Source organism: Escherichia sp. MOD1-EC5950 (assembly GCF_002965345.1).
Lineage (GTDB): Bacteria > Pseudomonadota > Gammaproteobacteria > Enterobacterales > Enterobacteriaceae > Escherichia > Escherichia marmotae.
Genome location: NZ_PTSR01000029.1, coordinates 21489 through 39021, shown reverse-complemented (window position 1 = coordinate 39021; position 17533 = coordinate 21489). Strand labels below are relative to the sequence as shown.

Genomic DNA, 17533 nt, shown 5'->3' with positions numbered 1-17533 from the left:
ACGCCTTATCCGACCCACGTGTGACCTGTAGGCCTGATAAGACGCGATAAGCGTCGCATCAGGCATGGTGCTCCCAAGGTCGGATGCGGCGTGAACGCCTTATCCGACCTACGTGTGACCTGTAGGCCTGATAAGACGCGGTAAGCGTCGCATCAGGCATGGTGCTCCAGACGCCACAACTTACTGCTGTGAAGCCTGCTGAAACAGGTGTTCCCACATATCGGTCACCAGCGCCTGATCGCGTGGCGACAATTCACCCGCACCAATCGCTTTCTCCAGACTCTGGCTAACGGTTGTATGCACCGCCTGGGCGGAGTGGTCATCACCACTTTCCAGTTCTGCGATGGCTAACGTCAGGTGGCCACGCAAATACCCACTGGCAAACAACTCATCATCACTGGCATGGTCAACCATACCGTCGATTAATGCCAGAATGCGTGATTCAAACTCCGCGATCATCTTCTTTCCTCATTGTAAACGTGGCGCTGGCTTCAGTTGAGCGCTTCCGGCCACGGGAACTGTTCCGCCGTAAGTTCCGGCGTGTGATAATAATTTCGTAATGCTTTTATGAAGCGTGCCGGACGTTCAGGAATACCGTTCACCAGATAATTCATCACCTGCGCATGAACCCGTCGTTGGAATACCACACGATCCGGTTCGACGTCGCCTTCCAGGTTGTCGCAACTGACGTTAAACGGATATCCCGCCGCCACGCAGAACAACCAGTCAAGCGCCTGCGGCTTAACTTCAACATCTTCAAACTGGCTTTGCGCCCGGGCATCGCGTCCGTCAGGGCAATACCAGTAACCAAAATCAACCAGTTCACGGCGCGCTTTCCCGGCAATACACCAGTGCGAAATCTCGTGGATAGCACTGGCGTAAAAGCCATGAGCAAAGACGATTCGGTTATATGGAACTTCCGCATCAGCAGGAAGATAGATCGGTTCGTCGTCGCCTTTAATCAGACGGGTATTAAATTCATCGGCAAAGCAGCTATTAAAAATTTCAATCAACTGCTTGTAGTGGTGTGTACTGTTCATTAGTTCATCCCCAACCAGTGGAGGATCTCCTGTCCATGGCTATCATAAAGTAATTTGGCACTCATCACCGCCGAGACGATAACGATCATCGGGCGGATCAGTTTTTGTCCTTTGCTCAACACCAGTCTTGAACCCATACGCGCGCCGAGGAACTGCCCCACCAGCATCACGAATCCTGTCGCCCAAATCACTTTGCCGCCGAGAATAAACAGCAGCAGACCGCCGATGTTTGACGTTGCGTTAAGTAATTTGGCATGGGCGGTGGCTTTGGCGAGGTTAAAGCCGCACAGCGTAACGAAGGCCAGTGCGTAAAACGATCCGGCTGCCGGGCCAAAGAATCCGTCGTAAAAACCAACGCAGCCCCCTGCGACCAGCGCAAATGGCAGCCCATACATCCGACGCTGGCGATCTTCTTCTCCCAGTTTGGGCATCAGTAAGAAATAAAGACCGATACAAATCACCAGAATCGGTAAAATTTGCCGCAGCACATCAGCTTTAACATACTGCACCAGCAGTGCGCCGCTCATCGAGCCGACAAAGGTCATGGCGATATTGAGTTTCTGATCGCTTAAGCTGACGACTTTGCGGCGAATAAAGTAGATGGTGGCGGAAATAGAGCCACCGCAGGCTTGCAGTTTGTTAGTTGCCAGCGCGTTAGCCGGAGACATCCCCGCCGCCATCAATGCCGGAATAGTGAGTAACCCACCACCACCGGCAATCGAGTCGATAAATCCCGCCAGTATCGCGACAAAAAAGAGAACTCCCAGCAACAGCGGGGAAACCATAAACAGGCTATTAAACGTTTCCATTAGATCACGTGCTCATCCAGTAGCGCCTGGCAGGAAGGCGGCAACGGAGGCGGTGTCTTCTTCTCAGGCTTTGTTGTTCCCGGTTTTGGTGGTTCAAACCAGCTTTGCAGTTCTGCCCCGCAACCATCGCCCGGCGGTGGTAAAGGTTGGTCTTCACACTCCAGGCTATCGGCAGGACAACGTAATCGTACATGCATATGTGCGCGATGCTGGAACCAGGGTCGCACTTTCCGCAACCAGTCACGATCGGTGCCTGCATCAAGGCAAAGTTGTTGTTTAATCGCCGGATTAACAAAAATGCGCGTCACGTCTTTGTCCTGCGCAGCAAGTTTGATCAGACTGAAAATTTCCGGCTTCCACAGCGTTGGGACGACATGCTTGCCATCACGGGAAACCAAATCCAGCGCCTGCGGACGCAAAAGTTGCGCGGCGGTCCAGCGAGTTTTCGGCAGTTGCAGGAAAATATCGACATCCAGTCCGGTCTGGTGGCTGGCGTGGCCGCCGTTGAAACGCCCACCTGCGGGCATCCCCATATCGCCAATCAGCACCGTCCCCATACCCAGATTGTTCACCTGGCTACTCAGACGCTGGATAAACATCACCAGATCCGGATGACCGAAATAGCGACGCTGATCGGTACGCATCACCTGATAATGTTCGGACTGTATCGGCAGCGAGTCAGCGCCGACGATACAGCCATTGGAAAAACTGCCTATCGATTGTGCGCTACCCGGCACAGGTTGGGTAATTTTTTGCCACGGCGTTGCTGCCAGGCTGGTGCTACTGGCAAGCAGGGCCAGCAGCGCAATCGCAGTTTTGTTCATTTTTTACCAGCGTGGAATATCAGTCTTCACATCGGCATTTTGCGCCCGTTGTCGTAACAGGTGATCCATCAAAACGATTGCCAGCATCGCTTCAGCGATCGGCACCGCGCGGATCCCGACACAAGGATCGTGACGGCCTTTGGTGATCATCTCAACTTCTTCGCCAAAGCGGTTAATTGTACGCCCAGGCACGGTAATGCTGGAGGTCGGTTTTAGCGCCATATGGGCAATGATTTGCTGCCCGCTGCTGATACCACCGAGAATACCGCCCGCATGGTTGCTCTGAAAACCTTCTTTGGTGATTTCGTCACGGTTCTGGCTGCCACGCAGCGCCACCACGTCAAAACCGTCGCCAATTTCCACGCCTTTCACCGCATTAATGCTCATCAACGCGTGGGCGATGTCAGCATCCAGGCGATCAAATACCGGTTCGCCAAGTCCGGCGGGTACGCCACTGGCAACAACAGTCACTTTCGCACCGATGGAGTCGCCCTCTTTTTTCAGCGCGCGCATCAACTCATCTAACGCGTCGATTTTATCCGGGTCCGGGCAGAAGAACGGATTTTGTTCAACTTGCGACCAGTCTTTGATTTCCAGTGGAATGTCGCCCATCTGGCTCAGGCAGCCGCGAATTTCGATGCCAAATTTTCCGGCGAGATATTTTTTAGCAATTGCTCCAGCCGCAACGCGCATGGCGGTTTCACGGGCGGAAGAACGTCCGCCGCCGCGATAATCGCGCAGGCCGTATTTTTGTTCGTAGGTGTAATCAGCATGACCCGGACGGAAAACGTCTTTAATTGCGCTGTAATCTTGAGAGCGCTGGTCGGTGTTTTCGATCAACAAGCCAATACTGGTGCCGGTGGTGACACCTTCAAAAACGCCGGAAAGAATTTTGACCTGATCCGGTTCACGACGCTGGGTGGTATAGCGCGATGTCCCCGGGCGACGCCGGTCGAGATCGTGTTGCAGGTCTGCTTCCGTCAGCGGGATGCCTGGCGGAACACCATCGACGATGCAACCGAGCGCAAGCCCGTGCGATTCACCGAAGGTGGTTACGCGAAAGAGTTGTCCAATTGTGTTTCCAGCCATCACGGCTCCGTTATTGTTGTGTTTGCATTTTTTACTCTAAATAATTCAAGTTGCAGGAAGGCGACAAGTGAGTGAATCCCCAGGAGCTTACAGAAGTAAGTGACTGGGGTGAACGACAAATCCGCATGGAGCGGATTTGAACGCTACTTGCAGCGGCCCCGTAAGGGGTGAGGCCCATGGATGGGCCGAATAACCCGCAGACGCAGCACATGCAACTTAAAGAATGTCGAGTAAATTTAATCTTTATAAATACCAAAATGTTCTCGTGCCGCAATAAGCTGCGCTTTGGTGAGCATAAACACACCATCGCCACCGTTATCAAACTCCAGCCAGGTGAACGGAACATCCGGATATTGTTCCATCAGATGTACCATGCTGTTGCCGACTTCACAAATCAGTACACCATCATCAGCAAGATAATCCGCCGCGTTGCCGAGAATGCGACGTGTCAGTTTCAGGCCATCAGTGCCAGACGCCAGCCCCAGCTCCGGCTCGTGACGGTATTCGTTTGGCAGGTCGGACATATCTTCCGCATCGACATACGGCGGGTTGGTGACGATCAGGTCGTACTGCACTTTCGGCAAATCACGGAACAGATCAGAACGAATCGGTATGACGTTGTGGATCAGACCATGTTCTTCAATGTTCTGTTCGGCTACCGCCAGCGCGTCGGGAGAGATGTCCACCGCGTCGACTTCCGCTTCCGGGAAGGCATAAGCGCAGGCAATAGCAATGCAGCCACTACCGGTACACATATCCAGAATATGTTGCGGTTGCTTGCTGATAAGTCCGGCAAATTTATTGTTGATCAGTTCACCAATCGGTGAACGCGGCACCAGCACGCGTTCATCGACGTAAAATTCATGGCCGCAGAACCAGGCTTTGTTGGTCAGATAGGCAACCGGAACGCGCTCGTTGACGCGGCGGATCACGCGCTCAACAATACGGTGTTTTTCGCTGGAGGTCAGGCGGGCGTTGCGCATATCTTCCGGAATATCCAGCGGCAGGTAGAGCGACGGCAATACCAGTTGCACCGCTTCGTCCCACGGGTTGTCGGTGCCATGACCGTACCAGATATTTGCCGCGCTGAAGCGGCTAACCGACCAGCGCAACATGTCCTGAATGGTTTGCAGTTCATTTACTGCTTCATCAACGAAAATTTTATCCACGTATTCCTCCAGGGCATGGTCGCATTAATTTCGGCGGCTAGTTTGCCATGAAGATGACGATAAATCAGCATTCACGCGGCAATGACGCAGGAAAATTATGTTTTGGCCGATCGATTGCGCTACGAGTCGGGTAAACTGTAGGAAAAATAAAATAGAGATGCATAGATGAAAAAGAAAACAACTCTCAGCGAGGAGGATCAGGCCCTGTTTCGCCAGTTGATGGCGGGTACTCGCAAGATTAAGCAGGACACGATTGTCCATCGACCACAACGAAAAAAAGTCAGCGAAGTGCCGGTCAAGCGGTTGATTCAGGAGCAGGCTGATGCCAGCCATTATTTCTCTGATGAATTTCAGCCGTTATTAAATACCGAAGGCCCGGTTAAATATGTCCGCCCGGATGTCAGTCATTTTGAGGCGAAGAAACTGCGACGCGGTGATTATTCGCCGGAGTTGTTTCTTGATTTGCACGGCCTGACGCAGCTACAAGCCAAACAGGAACTGGGCGCATTAATTGCCGCCTGTCGCCGTGAACATGTGTTTTGCGCCTGTGTGATGCATGGGCACGGTAAGCATATTTTGAAGCAACAAACACCACTGTGGCTGGCACAGCATCCGCATGTGATGGCATTTCACCAGGCACCAAAAGAGTACGGCGGCGACGCGGCGTTATTGGTATTGATTGAAGTGGAAGAGTGGCTGCCGCCAGAACTTCCCTGACATTCAATACAACAAGAGCCACTTAAGTGGCTCTCTGAAAGTTGATATACGATATAAACGTTGCGTAATTATATCGCTTTTGCCATTTTCAAATTACACGGGCTCATCTGCCAGTTAAATTCGCCTTTTCCGCTTTCATCAAGCGTTACGCTGGCAATAGCTGAAGTGGTAAACATAGGCGGCGTTTCGCCCGGACATAACTCGGCTACCAGATAACCGACTAAGGGTAAGTGAGAGATAACCAGTACCGACCCGACTCCCTCGTTGGTCAATGCCTGAAGATAAGCACTAACCAGACCGACATCGCCGCAGGGCGTCAATTCTGGCAGAACTTCGACACTGGATGGCAGTTCCATACAATCACCTACGACATCCAGAGTTTGCTCGGCTCGCAGGAACGGGCTCACCAGAACACGTTCGACTTCCACTTTTTGACCTTTCAGCCAGTTCGCCATCAGGCGAGATTCGTCACAACCGTTAGTGGTCAGAGGACGAACCGAATCACTGGCGGCATCGAGGGCTGCGTCGCCGTGACGCATGATAAAAACTTGCATATTGCACCGCTTTTGTTAACCAGATTCACCCGTCTTCTTTCATCTGAAACCAGAGAAAGAAGACGGTGGCCGGCATTGTGCCTTATCCATTCACCGAATGAAACGCTGTTTTTTACCTCAATGGCGTAAGTATAGTCAATATGCGTTTACATTTTAACCAGGACTCCACCATTCAGCGCGGATTCATATAGCTTTGACCTTCTTATTGCAGGTCAGTTGCAGTTGTTTTCCAAAAACTTTCCCCATGCTCACTCATCTCAAGTAAACGCTCGCAAGGGGTAAAACGGGAACCATATTGCGCGGCCAGTCGTTGCATTATTGCAACCACTTCGCCCGCGCCGAGAGAATCGATATAGCGGAACGGACCACCGAGAAATGGCGGAAAACCAATTCCAAATACTGCGCCAATATCCCCGTCTCGCACGCTACGGATAACCTGCTCGTCCAGACAACGTACTGCTTCATTCAGCATCAACATCACACACCGTTCAGCAACCTGCGGTGCGGACAGTCGCCCCTGCCCTTGCGCGCCAATCAACGGGTAAATGGCGGGATCAACCTGTTTTTTGCTTTTACGCCCTTTTTGGCGGTAAAGATAGAAACCCCGGCCATTTTTTCTACCTTTGCGATCGTCGTTCAAAATTGAAGAAACAACATTTGCAGGCGCACTAAAACGTTCTCCATAAGTTGCTTCCAGTACAGGAATAATTTTAGTCCCTGTGTCGATTCCTACCTCATCCAAAAGTTGGATTGGTCCCACCGGAAAACCAAATTTAACCAGTGCGGCATCAATGTGCTCAACACGCTCACCTTCGGTCAACATGCGGATAGCTTCATTAATGTAAGGTGCCAGAATGCGATTAACGTAAAATCCGGCTTTATCCTGCACCACGATTGGCGTTTTGCCCTGTTTTTTCGCCAGTTTTACCGTGGTGGCGAGGGTTTGCGCCGATGTCCCGGCGTGAGGAATGATTTCTACCAGCGGCATTTTTTCTACCGGGCTGAAGAAATGCAGGCCGATAACCTGCCCTGGTCGTGAGGCGTGAGCGGCAATATCGCTAATCGGTAAAGATGAGGTATTGGAGGCAAAAATTGTATGAGGGGCGCAGTTTTGCTCCACTTCCGCCACCATCTGTTGTTTTAATTCGAGATTTTCAAACACTGCTTCAATAATCAGATCGCGATGGGAAAAACCGTGATAATCCATAGAACCTGAAATCAGCGCCAATTGTTTGTCGCGTTCACTGGCTTTGATATGCCGGCGGCGCACTTTCCCCTCCAACTGATCCCAACTGTATTTCAAAGCATGATTTATGCCCTGGGCGTTGATATCTTTAATTCTTACAGGTAGCCCCGCTTTACCGGCTGTAACGTAAGCAATACCACCGCCCATCAAGCCACCACCTAATATCCCCACGCTATTTAATGGGGCAGGGGCAACATCGCTGCCAGGATCTTTCTTCACGTCGGTACTGGCAAAAAAGATATTACGCAGAGCCTGTGATTGCGATGTCATTGCCAGTTCGCCAAAGGCTCGTGCTTCAGCGTCATAACCGCTACTGGAGCCCTGCGCTAATCCTGTTTCGATAACCTCAAGAATGCGTTCTGTCGCCGGGTAGTTGCCCTGGGTTTTCTGTTCTGTTTTCTTGCCTGCCATTTTGAATAACAGCGCACGACCTAATGGCCCGGCCATCACTCGTTCACGAATCGGGAGAGTCCGAGAAACTGTACGCTCCTGCTTCGCCAGCTCTACAGCGGCTTCCAGTAAAATAGAATGCGGAACGACGTCATCCACCAGCCCCAGCTTTAACGCCTGCTTTGCCCGTAGTTGCTTGCCAGTGAGGATCATCTCTAGTGCTGTGCTGACGCCGATCAGGCGCGGTAAACGCTGGGTGCCGCCTGAACCAGGTAACAACCCAAGTTGTACTTCCGGCAAACCGAGCACGGTTTTAGGATCGTCTGTACAGATACGACCGTGGCACGCCAGTGCCAGCTCCAGACCACCGCCCAGGCAAGCGCCGTGAATGGCGGCAATAACAGGAACTGGCAAAGCATGAATTTCCGCCATCAACTGTTGGCCCTGCCGCGCCAGTGCTTCCGCTTCTTGCGCGGTTTTGCAGTTGCCAATCATGTTGATGTCTGCACCGGCAATAAAGTTGTCCGGTTTAGCGGAGATAAACACTAGGCCTCGAAGTTCTTTATTTTCGCGGAGTTGTTTAATAATGGCGCGCACCTGCGAGGCAAACTCTGCCTTCAGGGTATTCATTCTTTCGCCGGGAACGTCAATGGTGATGACGGCAATATTGTCCAGACGTACATTGAGGGTAAAAGCCGATACCATTTCCATTATTCCGCCTCCAGAACCATTGCCGCACCAAGTCCACCTGCGGCACAGGCGGTCACTAAACCAAATCCACCGCCGCGACGGCGAAGTTCGTGTAATGTCTGGGTAATCATCCGCGCGCCGGTTGCCGCGAAGGGATGACCATAAGCAATGGAACCGCCAAGCACGTTAAATTTGCTATCGTCCACTTCGCCAGTGGCATGTGCACGCCCCAGCACATCGCGGGCAAAACGTTCGCTACCCAGCAACTGAATATTTGCCAGCGTCTGGGCGGCAAATGCTTCATGAATATCAATCAATGTCAGATCGGCCATCGTCAGGCCTGCTCTCTCCAGCGCCAGCGGCGTTGACCAGGCCGGACCGAGCAACATGTCCTGCCAGACATCAATAGCGGTAAACGCGTAACTGCGCAGATATCCCAGCGGCACCAGTCCTAATTCTTTCGCTCGCGATTCGGTCATCAGGATCACTGCCGCCGCGCCATCGGTCAGAGGCGTACTGTTCGCCGCAGTTACCGTTCCGTGTTTACGGTCAAATGCCGGACGCAGTTTTGCGTAATCAGCAAGCGTGGAATTACCGCGAATATTGTTGTCTTCCGCGAGGGGTTGTTTATAAGGAGGGATAAAGGCGGTCATCACCTCTTCTTTGAGTTTGCCTTCTGACCATGCCTGGGCAGCACGCTGGTGCGAACGGTGCGCCAGTGCATCTTGCTGTTCGCGGGTGATACCGTAGGTTTTCGCCATTTGTTCGGCGGTATCGCCCATTCGCAAACCGGTGGAATATTCCGCTACCGCAGGCGGAACAGGCATTAAGTCACGCAAACGCAAGCTGGAGAAGAGTTTAAGACGCTGGCTCAGCGTGCGGGCTTTGTTGACATCAACCAACACGCGCGCCAGTTTTTTACTGACGCCAATTGGCAATACCGAAGAGGAATCGGCCCCGCCAGCAATACCGGCGCGGATGGTTCCCGCCATCAGGCTTTCGGCCACGTTCGCAACCGCCTGGAAACTGGTAGCGCAAGCTCGGCTGACGCTGTATGCGTCGGTATGGACGTTCATTCCAGTGCCAAGAACAATTTCACGCGCAATATTGGGAGCCTCTGGCATTTGCACAACCTGACCAAAGACCAGTTGTTCAATCACTTCGGCGGGGATCTCACTACGTGCCAGCAGCTCACCGACGACCATCTTCCCCAAATCAACAGCGGGAATGCCATGAAAAGCCGTTGCCTGGCGAGCAAAAGGCGTACGTAACCCGCTAACGATGGCGATGCGATCGCCCTGGCGGGTAACCAGCGGTAAAACCTGACCCATAACACTCCCCTGTAAAAAAAAGACATAAAGTGGTCTGACCTGATCATAGTCTTAACTATTTTTTTACATTTAGCCAAGTGGAGAAAAGGGAAAGTGGGAGCTATGACACAGAGAGAAAAGAAGAAGAGAAAATAAAACGCCCCTGCCAACAACCTGGCAGGGGCGTATGTACCCGAGAGGAATTAACGCAGACCCAACTGGAAAATCAGCATTTCAGCTTCGCAGGCAAAAGTGAAATCAATATCCAGGCGAACACCGTCAGACTCTTCAGTGAAAGTCGGGGTGATTTTGCATGGTTCGGATTCTACGCTACGGGCTTTTTCAGTCAGCGCCGCCAGCGTTTGTTCTGCTTCTGCGCGGTTTGCAAACACGCGGCTGTAAGACGCGGTGCAATCGGAGTTGTCCATAATGGTGCCAACATCCATACAGCAGCAAACCGGGGTTTCATCAGCACTACATTTACTCATCGTTGATTTCCTCTGTATGTGCACCCAAGGTGCCAGATAAACGTTACGGATATTTTACGCTTCTGAAAAGTGCTGCTCCAGTTGTTAATTCTGCAAAATCAGATAAGTGACCGAAATCACACTTAAAAATGATCTAAAACAAAATTCACCTGGATGAATGAGTGCGCCACCTCCAAATTTTGCCAACTGGATCGCGTTTCTTAGATCATATTTGAAAAAATATAGAAACATACTTGCAACATTCCATCTGGTCAGACCTATACTCTCGCCACTGGTCTGATTTCTAAGATGTACATCAGCCCCTACACTTCGCGCTCCTGTTACAGCACGTAACATAGTTTGTATAAAAATAAATTATTGAGGTTATGGTCATGAGCCAGAAAACCCTGTTTACAAAGTCTGCTCTCGCAGTCGCAGTGGCACTTATCTCCACCCAGGCCTGGTCGGCAGGCTTTCAGTTAAACGAATTTTCTTCCTCTGGCCTGGGTCGGGCTTATTCAGGGGAAGGCGCTATTGCCGATGATGCTGGTAATGTCAGCCGTAACCCCGCGTTGATTACCATGTTTGACCGCCCGACTTTTTCTGCGGGTGCGGTTTATATTGATCCGGATGTGAATATCAGCGGAACTTCTCCGTCTGGTCGTAGCCTCGACGCGGATAACATCGCACCTACAGCATGGGTTCCGAACGCACACTTTGTTGCGCCGATTAACGACCAATTTGGTTGGGGGGCTTCCATTACCTCTAACTATGGTCTGGCGACAGAGTTTAATGACACTTATGCAGGCGGTTCTGTCGGTGGTACAACCGACCTCGAAACCGTGAATATGAATTTAAGCGGTGCCTACCGCTTAAACAACGCCTGGAGTTTCGGTCTTGGTCTTAACGCCGTCTATGCTCGTGCAAAAATTGAACGTTTTGCAGGTGATCTGGGGCAACTGGTTGCTGGTCAGATTATGCAATCTCCCGCCGGACGGACACCACAGGGACAAGCGCTGGCTGCAGCCGCTAACGATATTGAAAGTAACACCAAAATTGCTCATCTGAACGGCAACCAGTGGGGTTTTGGCTGGAACGCCGGGATCCTGTATGAACTGGATAAAAACAACCGCTACGCGTTGACCTACCGTTCTGAGGTAAAAATTGACTTCAAAGGTAACTACAGCAGCGACTTGCCAATTGGCCTGAATAACTACAATCTCGGTTTGCCTGGTGCTACAGGTGGCGCAACGCAGTCGGGTTATCTGACGCTGAACCTGCCTGAAATGTGGGAAGTGTCTGGTTATAACCGTGTTGATCCGCAGTGGGCGATTCACTATAGCCTGGCTTACACCAGTTGGAGTCAGTTCCAACAACTGAAAGCAACCTCAACCGGTGGCGACACGCTGTTCCAGAAACATGAAGGCTTTAAAGATGCTTACCGCATCGCGTTGGGTACAACTTATTACTACGATGATAACTGGACCTTCCGTACCGGCATTGCCTTCGATGACAGCCCAGTTCCGGCACAGAACCGTTCTATCTCCATTCCGGATCAGGACCGTTTCTGGCTGAGCGCAGGTACTACTTACGCATTTAATAAAGATGCTTCTGTAGATGTCGGCGTCTCTTATATGCACGGTCAGAGCGTGAAGATCAACGAAGGTCCATATCAATTCGAGTCTGAAGGTAAAGCCTGGCTGTTCGGGACTAACTTTAACTACGCGTTCTAATAACACGTTAGCTTAATAAGAAAAAAGGTGAGTTTTACGACTCACCTTTTTTATTTGCATCTTATTCAGAATCGATATCTTTTAAATCATCCTGAATCGCTTGCGCGTTCGGGTTTTCCTGCGGTTTGAGTTCGCCGCCATTGGCGATGAAATCATGACGCTGGAAGTAAGCCTCGCGAACCATAATATAAGGATCGGACGACTGACGAAGCAGACCGTCGGAATCCAGTAACTGCGCACGGGTTTCGATCCCTTCAAGCGTCCATTTACCCACAGACATCGGCCAGGTCAACCAGGAAAGTACCGGGTAAAGAGCATCTGCCATATCACCGCCGTCATCACGCAGCGTGAAACTACCGTAGAACGGTAACTGAACATACGGCCCATAGCCCACGCCATAGTGACCGAGCGTACTACCAAAACGGTGAGGTTCAGTACGTTGCAGCTTCGGATTCGCCATCCCCGCAACATCAATAAAGCCGCCCATCCCCAAAATGGTGTTCAGGAAAAAGCGGGTAAAGTGAACCATCCCCTGATAAGGGTCGCCCTGCAGGAAATAGTTAACCATCACCGCAGGTTCTTCAAGGTTGCCGGTAAAATTGCTCAAACCGTTACGCGCCGGTTGCGGAACATAATCACGCCAGGCGACAGCTACCGGTCGAACCACATACGGGTCTAACACATTGAAGTTAAAATTGTACATGGTGCGGTTGAACCCTTCTAACGGGTCTGAACGCCCTTGCTGATCTGTACCGGAACTCGCACACCCCACCAGAAGCGTAGTTCCCAGAGCAAGCGCCGACAGGCGAAGCTTCATAAATGTCTCCCTGTTTTTTATGGCTTTTTATGGCTTATGCAGTTTGCCATCCATGACGGAACGATACCGTATCCGCCTGTTTAGGTGTGGGCGATTGTAGCAGCACGTCAACTGATGTCCAGACGCCCTGAAATGCTGATTTGATCATAGCCTGGTAATCGCCGCCCTGTAGGCTACTTGATTCCGTAGAAACAGAAAAAGGCAAACGCGGCCTTTTATACATTTTCAGAGTAACTCCCGCCAGTTGCGAGCAAAAAAGCCGCTACGCTTTAGCTATGCGTGCTAATTCAAGAGACGACACCATGGATAACGACAAAATAGATAAACACAGCGACGAACTTGAAGTAGAGAGTGAAGAAAAAGAACGCGGGAAAAAAATAGAAATAGATGAAGACCGACTCCCCTCCAGAGCGATGGCTATTCACGAGCATATCCGCCAGGACGGCGAAAAAGAGCTGGAACGCGACGCAATGGCGCTACTGTGGTCAGCTATTGCTGCGGGCCTGTCGATGGGCGCTTCGCTACTGGCAAAAGGTATATTTCATGTCGAACTGGAAGGTGTACCGGGGAGTTTTTTGCTGGAGAATCTGGGTTATACCTTTGGTTTTATTATCGTCATTATGGCACGCCAGCAATTATTTACTGAGAATACCGTAACTGCGGTACTGCCGGTAATGCAAAAACCGACTATCGGCAACATCGGCTTACTGATGCGGTTATGGGGCGTCGTGCTGCTGGGTAATATTCTTGGAACAGGTATTGCGGCGTGGGCATTTGAGTATATGCCTATCTTTAATGAAGAAACCCGCGATGCGTTTGTCAAAATCGGCATGGATGTAATGAAAAACACCCCCAGCGAGATGTTTGCCAACGCGATTATCTCCGGCTGGCTGATAGCCACAATGGTATGGATGTTCCCTGCGGCAGGAGCGGCAAAGATTGTGGTAATTATATTAATGACGTGGCTTATCGCCCTGGGTGACACCACTCACATCGTCGTGGGTTCTGTAGAGATCCTCTATCTGGTATTTAACGGCACGCTGCACTGGAGCGATTTCATCTGGCCATTTGCGCTACCTACTCTGGCGGGGAATATTTGCGGCGGCACTTTCATCTTCGCGTTAATGAGCCATGCACAGATCCGCAACGATATGAGTAACAAGCGTAAAGAAGAGGCCCGCCAGAAAGCAGAATGTGCGGAAACTATTAAGAAAAATGATAAAAACCCGGTGTAAGTGGCGAGGGTTTAAGCAATCGAGCGGCGGTGTACTTACTCCGCTGTTTAATAGCGGTTATACTCATGCCGCATTGTCCTCTTAGTTAAATGGATATAACGAGCCCCTCCTAAGGGCTAATTGCAGGTTCGATTCCTGCAGGGGACACCATATCTCCCCCTCATTACCGCCTTCCATACCCCACCATAAAGCGGATCATCAAGCCACAAGCCGGGGCAAGAAACATAAATATCCCCGTTGCCAGCTCATTACCGCCAGTTAACCACATAGTGAAGTAATAAATGAGTGCGGCAAGGATCACCATGCCAAAAAAAGAAGAAACGGCAGATGCTATATTCAGTACCTGACCGATATACCCACTAACACAGACAATGCAAAGCGCGAGAAACATCCATAAATAAATCATAGCTCAACCTCCTGCCGTGCTAAAAAACCTGTAACTTCAGTTACTTTTATAGTAAGACAATCCTTATATACTTGCAATTTATGCAACAATTTATCAACATTCTTCTCTTACCCGACCAGCAGTGGAGTTAAAACAAGGTGTTACAAACGGTTCTTTGTCAGGTGGAAAATATTTATTCAGCATGATTAATAAAAAGTGGCTGAAAACGATCTGCCAGTGTTACAGTAGAAGTACCGCATTCATGCTCCTCGTGGTTTTGTCCTGGCTAGTCTTTACACTCTTTACAGGAACCATTGTCGTACATGATGGCCTAATATATTGAGTGTACCGCTGTCGACATGGAATCTTCTGCGATACAACAATTAGTATCTACAGAAGGTAACTATGTTTCCACAACGCAAATTTTCCCGCGAGTTTCTCCATCCTCGCTACTGGCTCACGTGGTTTGGTCTTGGCGTACTCTGGCTTTGGGTACAACTTCCTTATCCTGTTCTGTGCTTTCTTGGCACACGTATCGGCACGATGGCCAGACCATTTCTGAAACGTCGCGAATCCATCGCGCGTAAAAACCTTGAACTTTGTTTCCCGCAGCATTCTTCTGAAGAACGCGAGAAGATCATTGCCGAAAACTTTCGCTCGCTTGGTATGGCGCTGGTTGAAACCGGAATGGCGTGGTTCTGGCCCGATCGTCGCGTGCGTAAGTGGTTTGATGTCGAAGGCCTGGATAACCTGCAACGCGCACAAATGCAAAATCGTGGCGTAATGGTCGTCGGCGTACATTTTATGTCGCTGGAACTGGGTGGCCGCGTAATGGGACTTTGCCAGCCAATGATGGCAACTTATCGTCCGCATAATAACCAGTTGATGGAATGGGTGCAGACTCGTGGTCGCATGCGCTCTAACAAAGCGATGATCGGCAGAAATAATCTGCGCGGTATTGTCGGCGCTTTGAAAAAAGGTGAAGCCGTATGGTTTGCCCCCGACCAGGATTATGGTCGTAAGGGTAGCTCCTTCGCCCCGTTCTTTGCGGTAGAAAATGTCGCAACAACCAATGGCACCTACGTATTGTCTCGCCTTTCAGGTTCCGCCATGTTGACTGTGACAATGGTTCGAAAAGCCGATTACAGCGGATACCGTTTGTATATCACCCCAGAAATGGAAGGTTACCCGACTGATGAATGTCAGGCTGCCGCTTATATGAACAAGGTTATTGAGAAAGAGATTATGCGTGCACCGGAGCAATATCTCTGGATCCACCGCCGCTTCAAAACACGTCCGGTGGGTGAAGCGTCGTTATACGTTTAACAAACGACCCGTTCTCTTTCCCTCTTCAAATTAGCCACAATAACTCAATGGTTTTTATGGCTTTTTTCTTAAGGCTTTTCCCTTCGCTAAATCGTGAATTATTACTGGCAGAAATTAAACTGTCGTCGATATGAGACACTCGTAAGTTACTAAAAGTAAATAAGAAAATGCCACTTGTTTCAATTTAGTTTTAGGCGTACATTAGCGCCGTCTCGAGCAAATCAGCTCAGAATTCTGGGATGATGCCCACGGCAAAGCTGAGGACTTTTAAGGTCGTTTTGCCCGGTGTCAACTCACTGTACCAGATGTAGTGAAGTCATTCAGGCGTAACAGTAATTACGCGGAGAGATGTAAAGTGAAATATTTCTTTATGGGCATTTCTTTTATGGTCATCGTTTGGGCCGGTACTTTTGCCCTGATGATCTAAAAGCAAACTGTGCAATGAAAAACAGGAGCCGTCTGGCTCCTGTTTGCTTTTCTGGGAATACATTTATTCGCCGTTTTCGTGAATATGTTTACTGCTGGCTGGCAGTAAGCCATCAGCGCGGAACATTGCTTTGATGCCTCTGACAGCCTGACGAATGCGGTCACGGTTTTCAATTAACGCAAAGCGTACATGGGTGTCACCGTAGTCACCAAAACCGATACCCGGCGAGACGCAAACCTTCGCTTCATTGAGCAGCTTTTTGGCAAATTCCAGAGAGCCCATCGCTGCATATGGTTCCGGGATTTTTGCCCAAACATACATTGAGGCTTTCGGTATTTCGACCATCCAGCCCGCTTCATGCAGCCCTTTTACCAGCACATCGCGACGGCGCTTATACTGTTCGGCAATGTCGCGCACACACTGCTGATCGCCTTCCAGCGCCGCAATAGCCGCCACCTGCAACGGTGTAAAGGTGCCGTAATCGTGATAGCTTTTGATGCGTGCCAACGCGCTGACCAGCGTTTTGTTGCCAACCATAAAGCCGATACGCCAGCCTGCCATGTTGTAACTTTTCGACAGCGTAAAGAACTCGACCGCTACGTCGCGTGCGCCCGGAACCTGCATAATTGACGGCGCTTTCCAGCCATCGTAGACGATATCGGCATAAGCCAGGTCATGAACCACCAGCACATCGTAGCGTTTCGCCAGCGCAACAACCTTTTCGAAGAACTCCAGTTCCACGCATTGCGCGGTTGGGTTCGACGGGAAGCCGAGGATCATCATCTTCGGTTTCGGATAACTCTCGCGAATAGCACGTTCCAGTTCATTGAAAAAATCAACACCCTCCACCAGCGGTACTGAACGTACCTGCGCCCCGGCAATCACCGCACCATAGATATGAATCGGGTAGCTGGGATTAGGCACCAGCACCGTGTCACCGTGATCCAGCGTCGCCAGCATCAGGTGCGCCAGCCCCTCTTTCGAGCCAATGGTGACGATGGCTTCTGATTCCGGGTCGATTTCAACGTCGTAGCGATCCTGATACCAGCGAGAAATGGCGCGACGTAACCGTGGAATGCCGCGTGAAGTGGAGTAACCGTGCGTATCCGGGCGCTGTGCTACAGTGCATAACTTTTCAACAATATGCGGCGGAGTTGCGCCGTCAGGGTTACCCATACTGAAATCGATAATATCTTCGCCGCGCCGACGCGCAGCCATTTTCAGTTCAGCGGTAATGTTAAAAACGTAAGGCGGGAGACGATCAATACGCGTAAAGCGACGTTCAGGGCGAGTGTCAGCCATAAT

At 50.7% G+C, this 17533-nt stretch carries 18 protein-coding genes and 1 tRNA gene; 6 read left to right on the top strand and 13 right to left on the bottom strand.

The window, feature by feature from the left end; all coding sequences use genetic code 11:
• Positions 1-180 precede the first annotated feature (180 nt).
• From BEA93_RS20485 to prmB, 6 genes are all read right to left on the bottom strand, one after another.
• Entirely contained in the window at positions 181-459 is a 279-nt protein-coding gene (locus BEA93_RS20485; RefSeq protein ID WP_000559761.1) for a YfcL family protein, read from the bottom strand.
• A 32-nt stretch (positions 460-491) separates the two neighbouring features.
• A complete protein-coding gene (gene epmC / locus BEA93_RS20480; RefSeq protein WP_105225003.1) occupies positions 492-1040 on the bottom strand; it encodes an elongation factor P hydroxylase in 549 nt (182 codons plus the stop codon).
• Positions 1040-1849: a sulfite exporter TauE/SafE family protein gene (locus BEA93_RS20475; RefSeq protein ID WP_000447350.1), complete on the bottom strand. Its 810-nt coding sequence runs from the start codon at positions 1847-1849 to the stop codon at positions 1040-1042. Before BEA93_RS20475 ends, epmC begins: the two co-directional genes overlap by 1 nt.
• Positions 1849-2673, bottom strand: a complete 825-nt coding sequence (gene mepA, locus BEA93_RS20470) for a penicillin-insensitive murein endopeptidase (protein WP_105225004.1) — start codon at positions 2671-2673, stop codon at positions 1849-1851. The genes BEA93_RS20475 and mepA overlap by 1 nt, the downstream gene beginning before the upstream one ends.
• 3 nt (positions 2674-2676) lie before the next feature.
• Entirely contained in the window at positions 2677-3762 is a 1086-nt protein-coding gene (aroC, locus tag BEA93_RS20465; protein ID WP_016249027.1) for a chorismate synthase, read from the bottom strand.
• Positions 3763-3998: 236 nt separating this feature from the next.
• Positions 3999-4931 (bottom strand): 50S ribosomal protein L3 N(5)-glutamine methyltransferase, encoded by a 933-nt coding sequence (prmB, locus tag BEA93_RS20460; RefSeq protein ID WP_001516801.1) that lies wholly within the window; start codon positions 4929-4931, stop codon positions 3999-4001.
• Positions 4932-5096: 165 nt separating this feature from the next.
• Here prmB and smrB point away from each other — a divergent pair, with 165 nt between their 5' ends.
• Positions 5097-5648 carry an endonuclease SmrB gene (smrB, locus tag BEA93_RS20455; protein WP_000730816.1) on the top strand — a complete coding sequence of 184 codons (552 nt, stop codon included), beginning with the start codon at positions 5097-5099 and terminating at the stop codon, positions 5646-5648.
• Between the two features lie 68 nt (positions 5649-5716).
• On the opposite strand, the gene sixA is transcribed toward smrB, so the two are convergent.
• The 4 genes from sixA to BEA93_RS20435 form a co-directional block, all read right to left on the bottom strand.
• Positions 5717-6202: a phosphohistidine phosphatase SixA gene (sixA, locus tag BEA93_RS20450; RefSeq protein WP_001195823.1), complete on the bottom strand. Its 486-nt coding sequence runs from the start codon at positions 6200-6202 to the stop codon at positions 5717-5719.
• A 202-nt stretch (positions 6203-6404) separates the two neighbouring features.
• Complete coding sequence (fadJ, locus tag BEA93_RS20445) at positions 6405-8549, bottom strand: fatty acid oxidation complex subunit alpha FadJ (RefSeq protein WP_105225005.1); 2145 nt, start codon at positions 8547-8549, stop codon at positions 6405-6407.
• On the bottom strand, positions 8549-9859 hold the full coding sequence (gene fadI, locus BEA93_RS20440) for an acetyl-CoA C-acyltransferase FadI (protein WP_105225006.1): 1311 nt from the start codon (positions 9857-9859) through the stop codon (positions 8549-8551). Before fadI ends, fadJ begins: the two co-directional genes overlap by 1 nt.
• Before the next feature lie 182 nt (positions 9860-10041).
• Positions 10042-10326: a YfcZ/YiiS family protein gene (locus BEA93_RS20435; protein WP_001296261.1), complete on the bottom strand. Its 285-nt coding sequence runs from the start codon at positions 10324-10326 to the stop codon at positions 10042-10044.
• Between the two features lie 371 nt (positions 10327-10697).
• Between BEA93_RS20435 and fadL the strand changes: the two genes are divergently transcribed.
• Positions 10698-12038, top strand: coding sequence for a long-chain fatty acid transporter FadL (fadL, locus tag BEA93_RS20425; protein WP_001516804.1), 1341 nt, complete (start codon positions 10698-10700; stop codon positions 12036-12038).
• Between the two features lie 61 nt (positions 12039-12099).
• Here fadL and mlaA read toward each other — a convergent pair whose 3' ends face one another.
• Positions 12100-12855 carry a phospholipid-binding lipoprotein MlaA gene (gene mlaA, locus BEA93_RS20420; protein WP_000776778.1) on the bottom strand — a complete coding sequence of 252 codons (756 nt, stop codon included), beginning with the start codon at positions 12853-12855 and terminating at the stop codon, positions 12100-12102.
• Between the two features lie 302 nt (positions 12856-13157).
• On the opposite strand from mlaA, the gene BEA93_RS20410 reads away from it, so the two are divergent.
• A complete protein-coding gene (locus BEA93_RS20410; protein WP_000368110.1) occupies positions 13158-14090 on the top strand; it encodes a formate/nitrite transporter family protein in 933 nt (310 codons plus the stop codon).
• A 75-nt stretch (positions 14091-14165) separates the two neighbouring features.
• Positions 14166-14240, top strand: a tRNA-Arg gene (locus BEA93_RS20405).
• 13 nt (positions 14241-14253) lie between these two features.
• Here BEA93_RS20405 and BEA93_RS20400 read toward each other — a convergent pair.
• Positions 14254-14496 carry a YfdY family protein gene (locus BEA93_RS20400; protein WP_000639873.1) on the bottom strand — a complete coding sequence of 81 codons (243 nt, stop codon included), beginning with the start codon at positions 14494-14496 and terminating at the stop codon, positions 14254-14256.
• A gap of 384 nt (positions 14497-14880) precedes the next feature.
• Here BEA93_RS20400 and lpxP point away from each other — a divergent pair, with 384 nt between their 5' ends.
• A complete protein-coding gene (gene lpxP, locus BEA93_RS20390; RefSeq protein ID WP_000484419.1) occupies positions 14881-15801 on the top strand; it encodes a kdo(2)-lipid IV(A) palmitoleoyltransferase in 921 nt (306 codons plus the stop codon).
• Positions 15802-16156: 355 nt separating this feature from the next.
• A complete protein-coding gene (gene ypdK / locus BEA93_RS20385) occupies positions 16157-16228 on the top strand; it encodes a membrane protein YpdK (RefSeq protein WP_010723117.1) in 72 nt (23 codons plus the stop codon).
• Between the two features lie 63 nt (positions 16229-16291).
• Here the strand turns inward: ypdK and alaC are convergent, their stop codons facing one another.
• Complete coding sequence (gene alaC / locus BEA93_RS20380; RefSeq protein ID WP_000785926.1) at positions 16292-17530, bottom strand: alanine transaminase; 1239 nt, start codon at positions 17528-17530, stop codon at positions 16292-16294.
• Between the last annotated feature and the right edge of the window lie 3 nt (positions 17531-17533).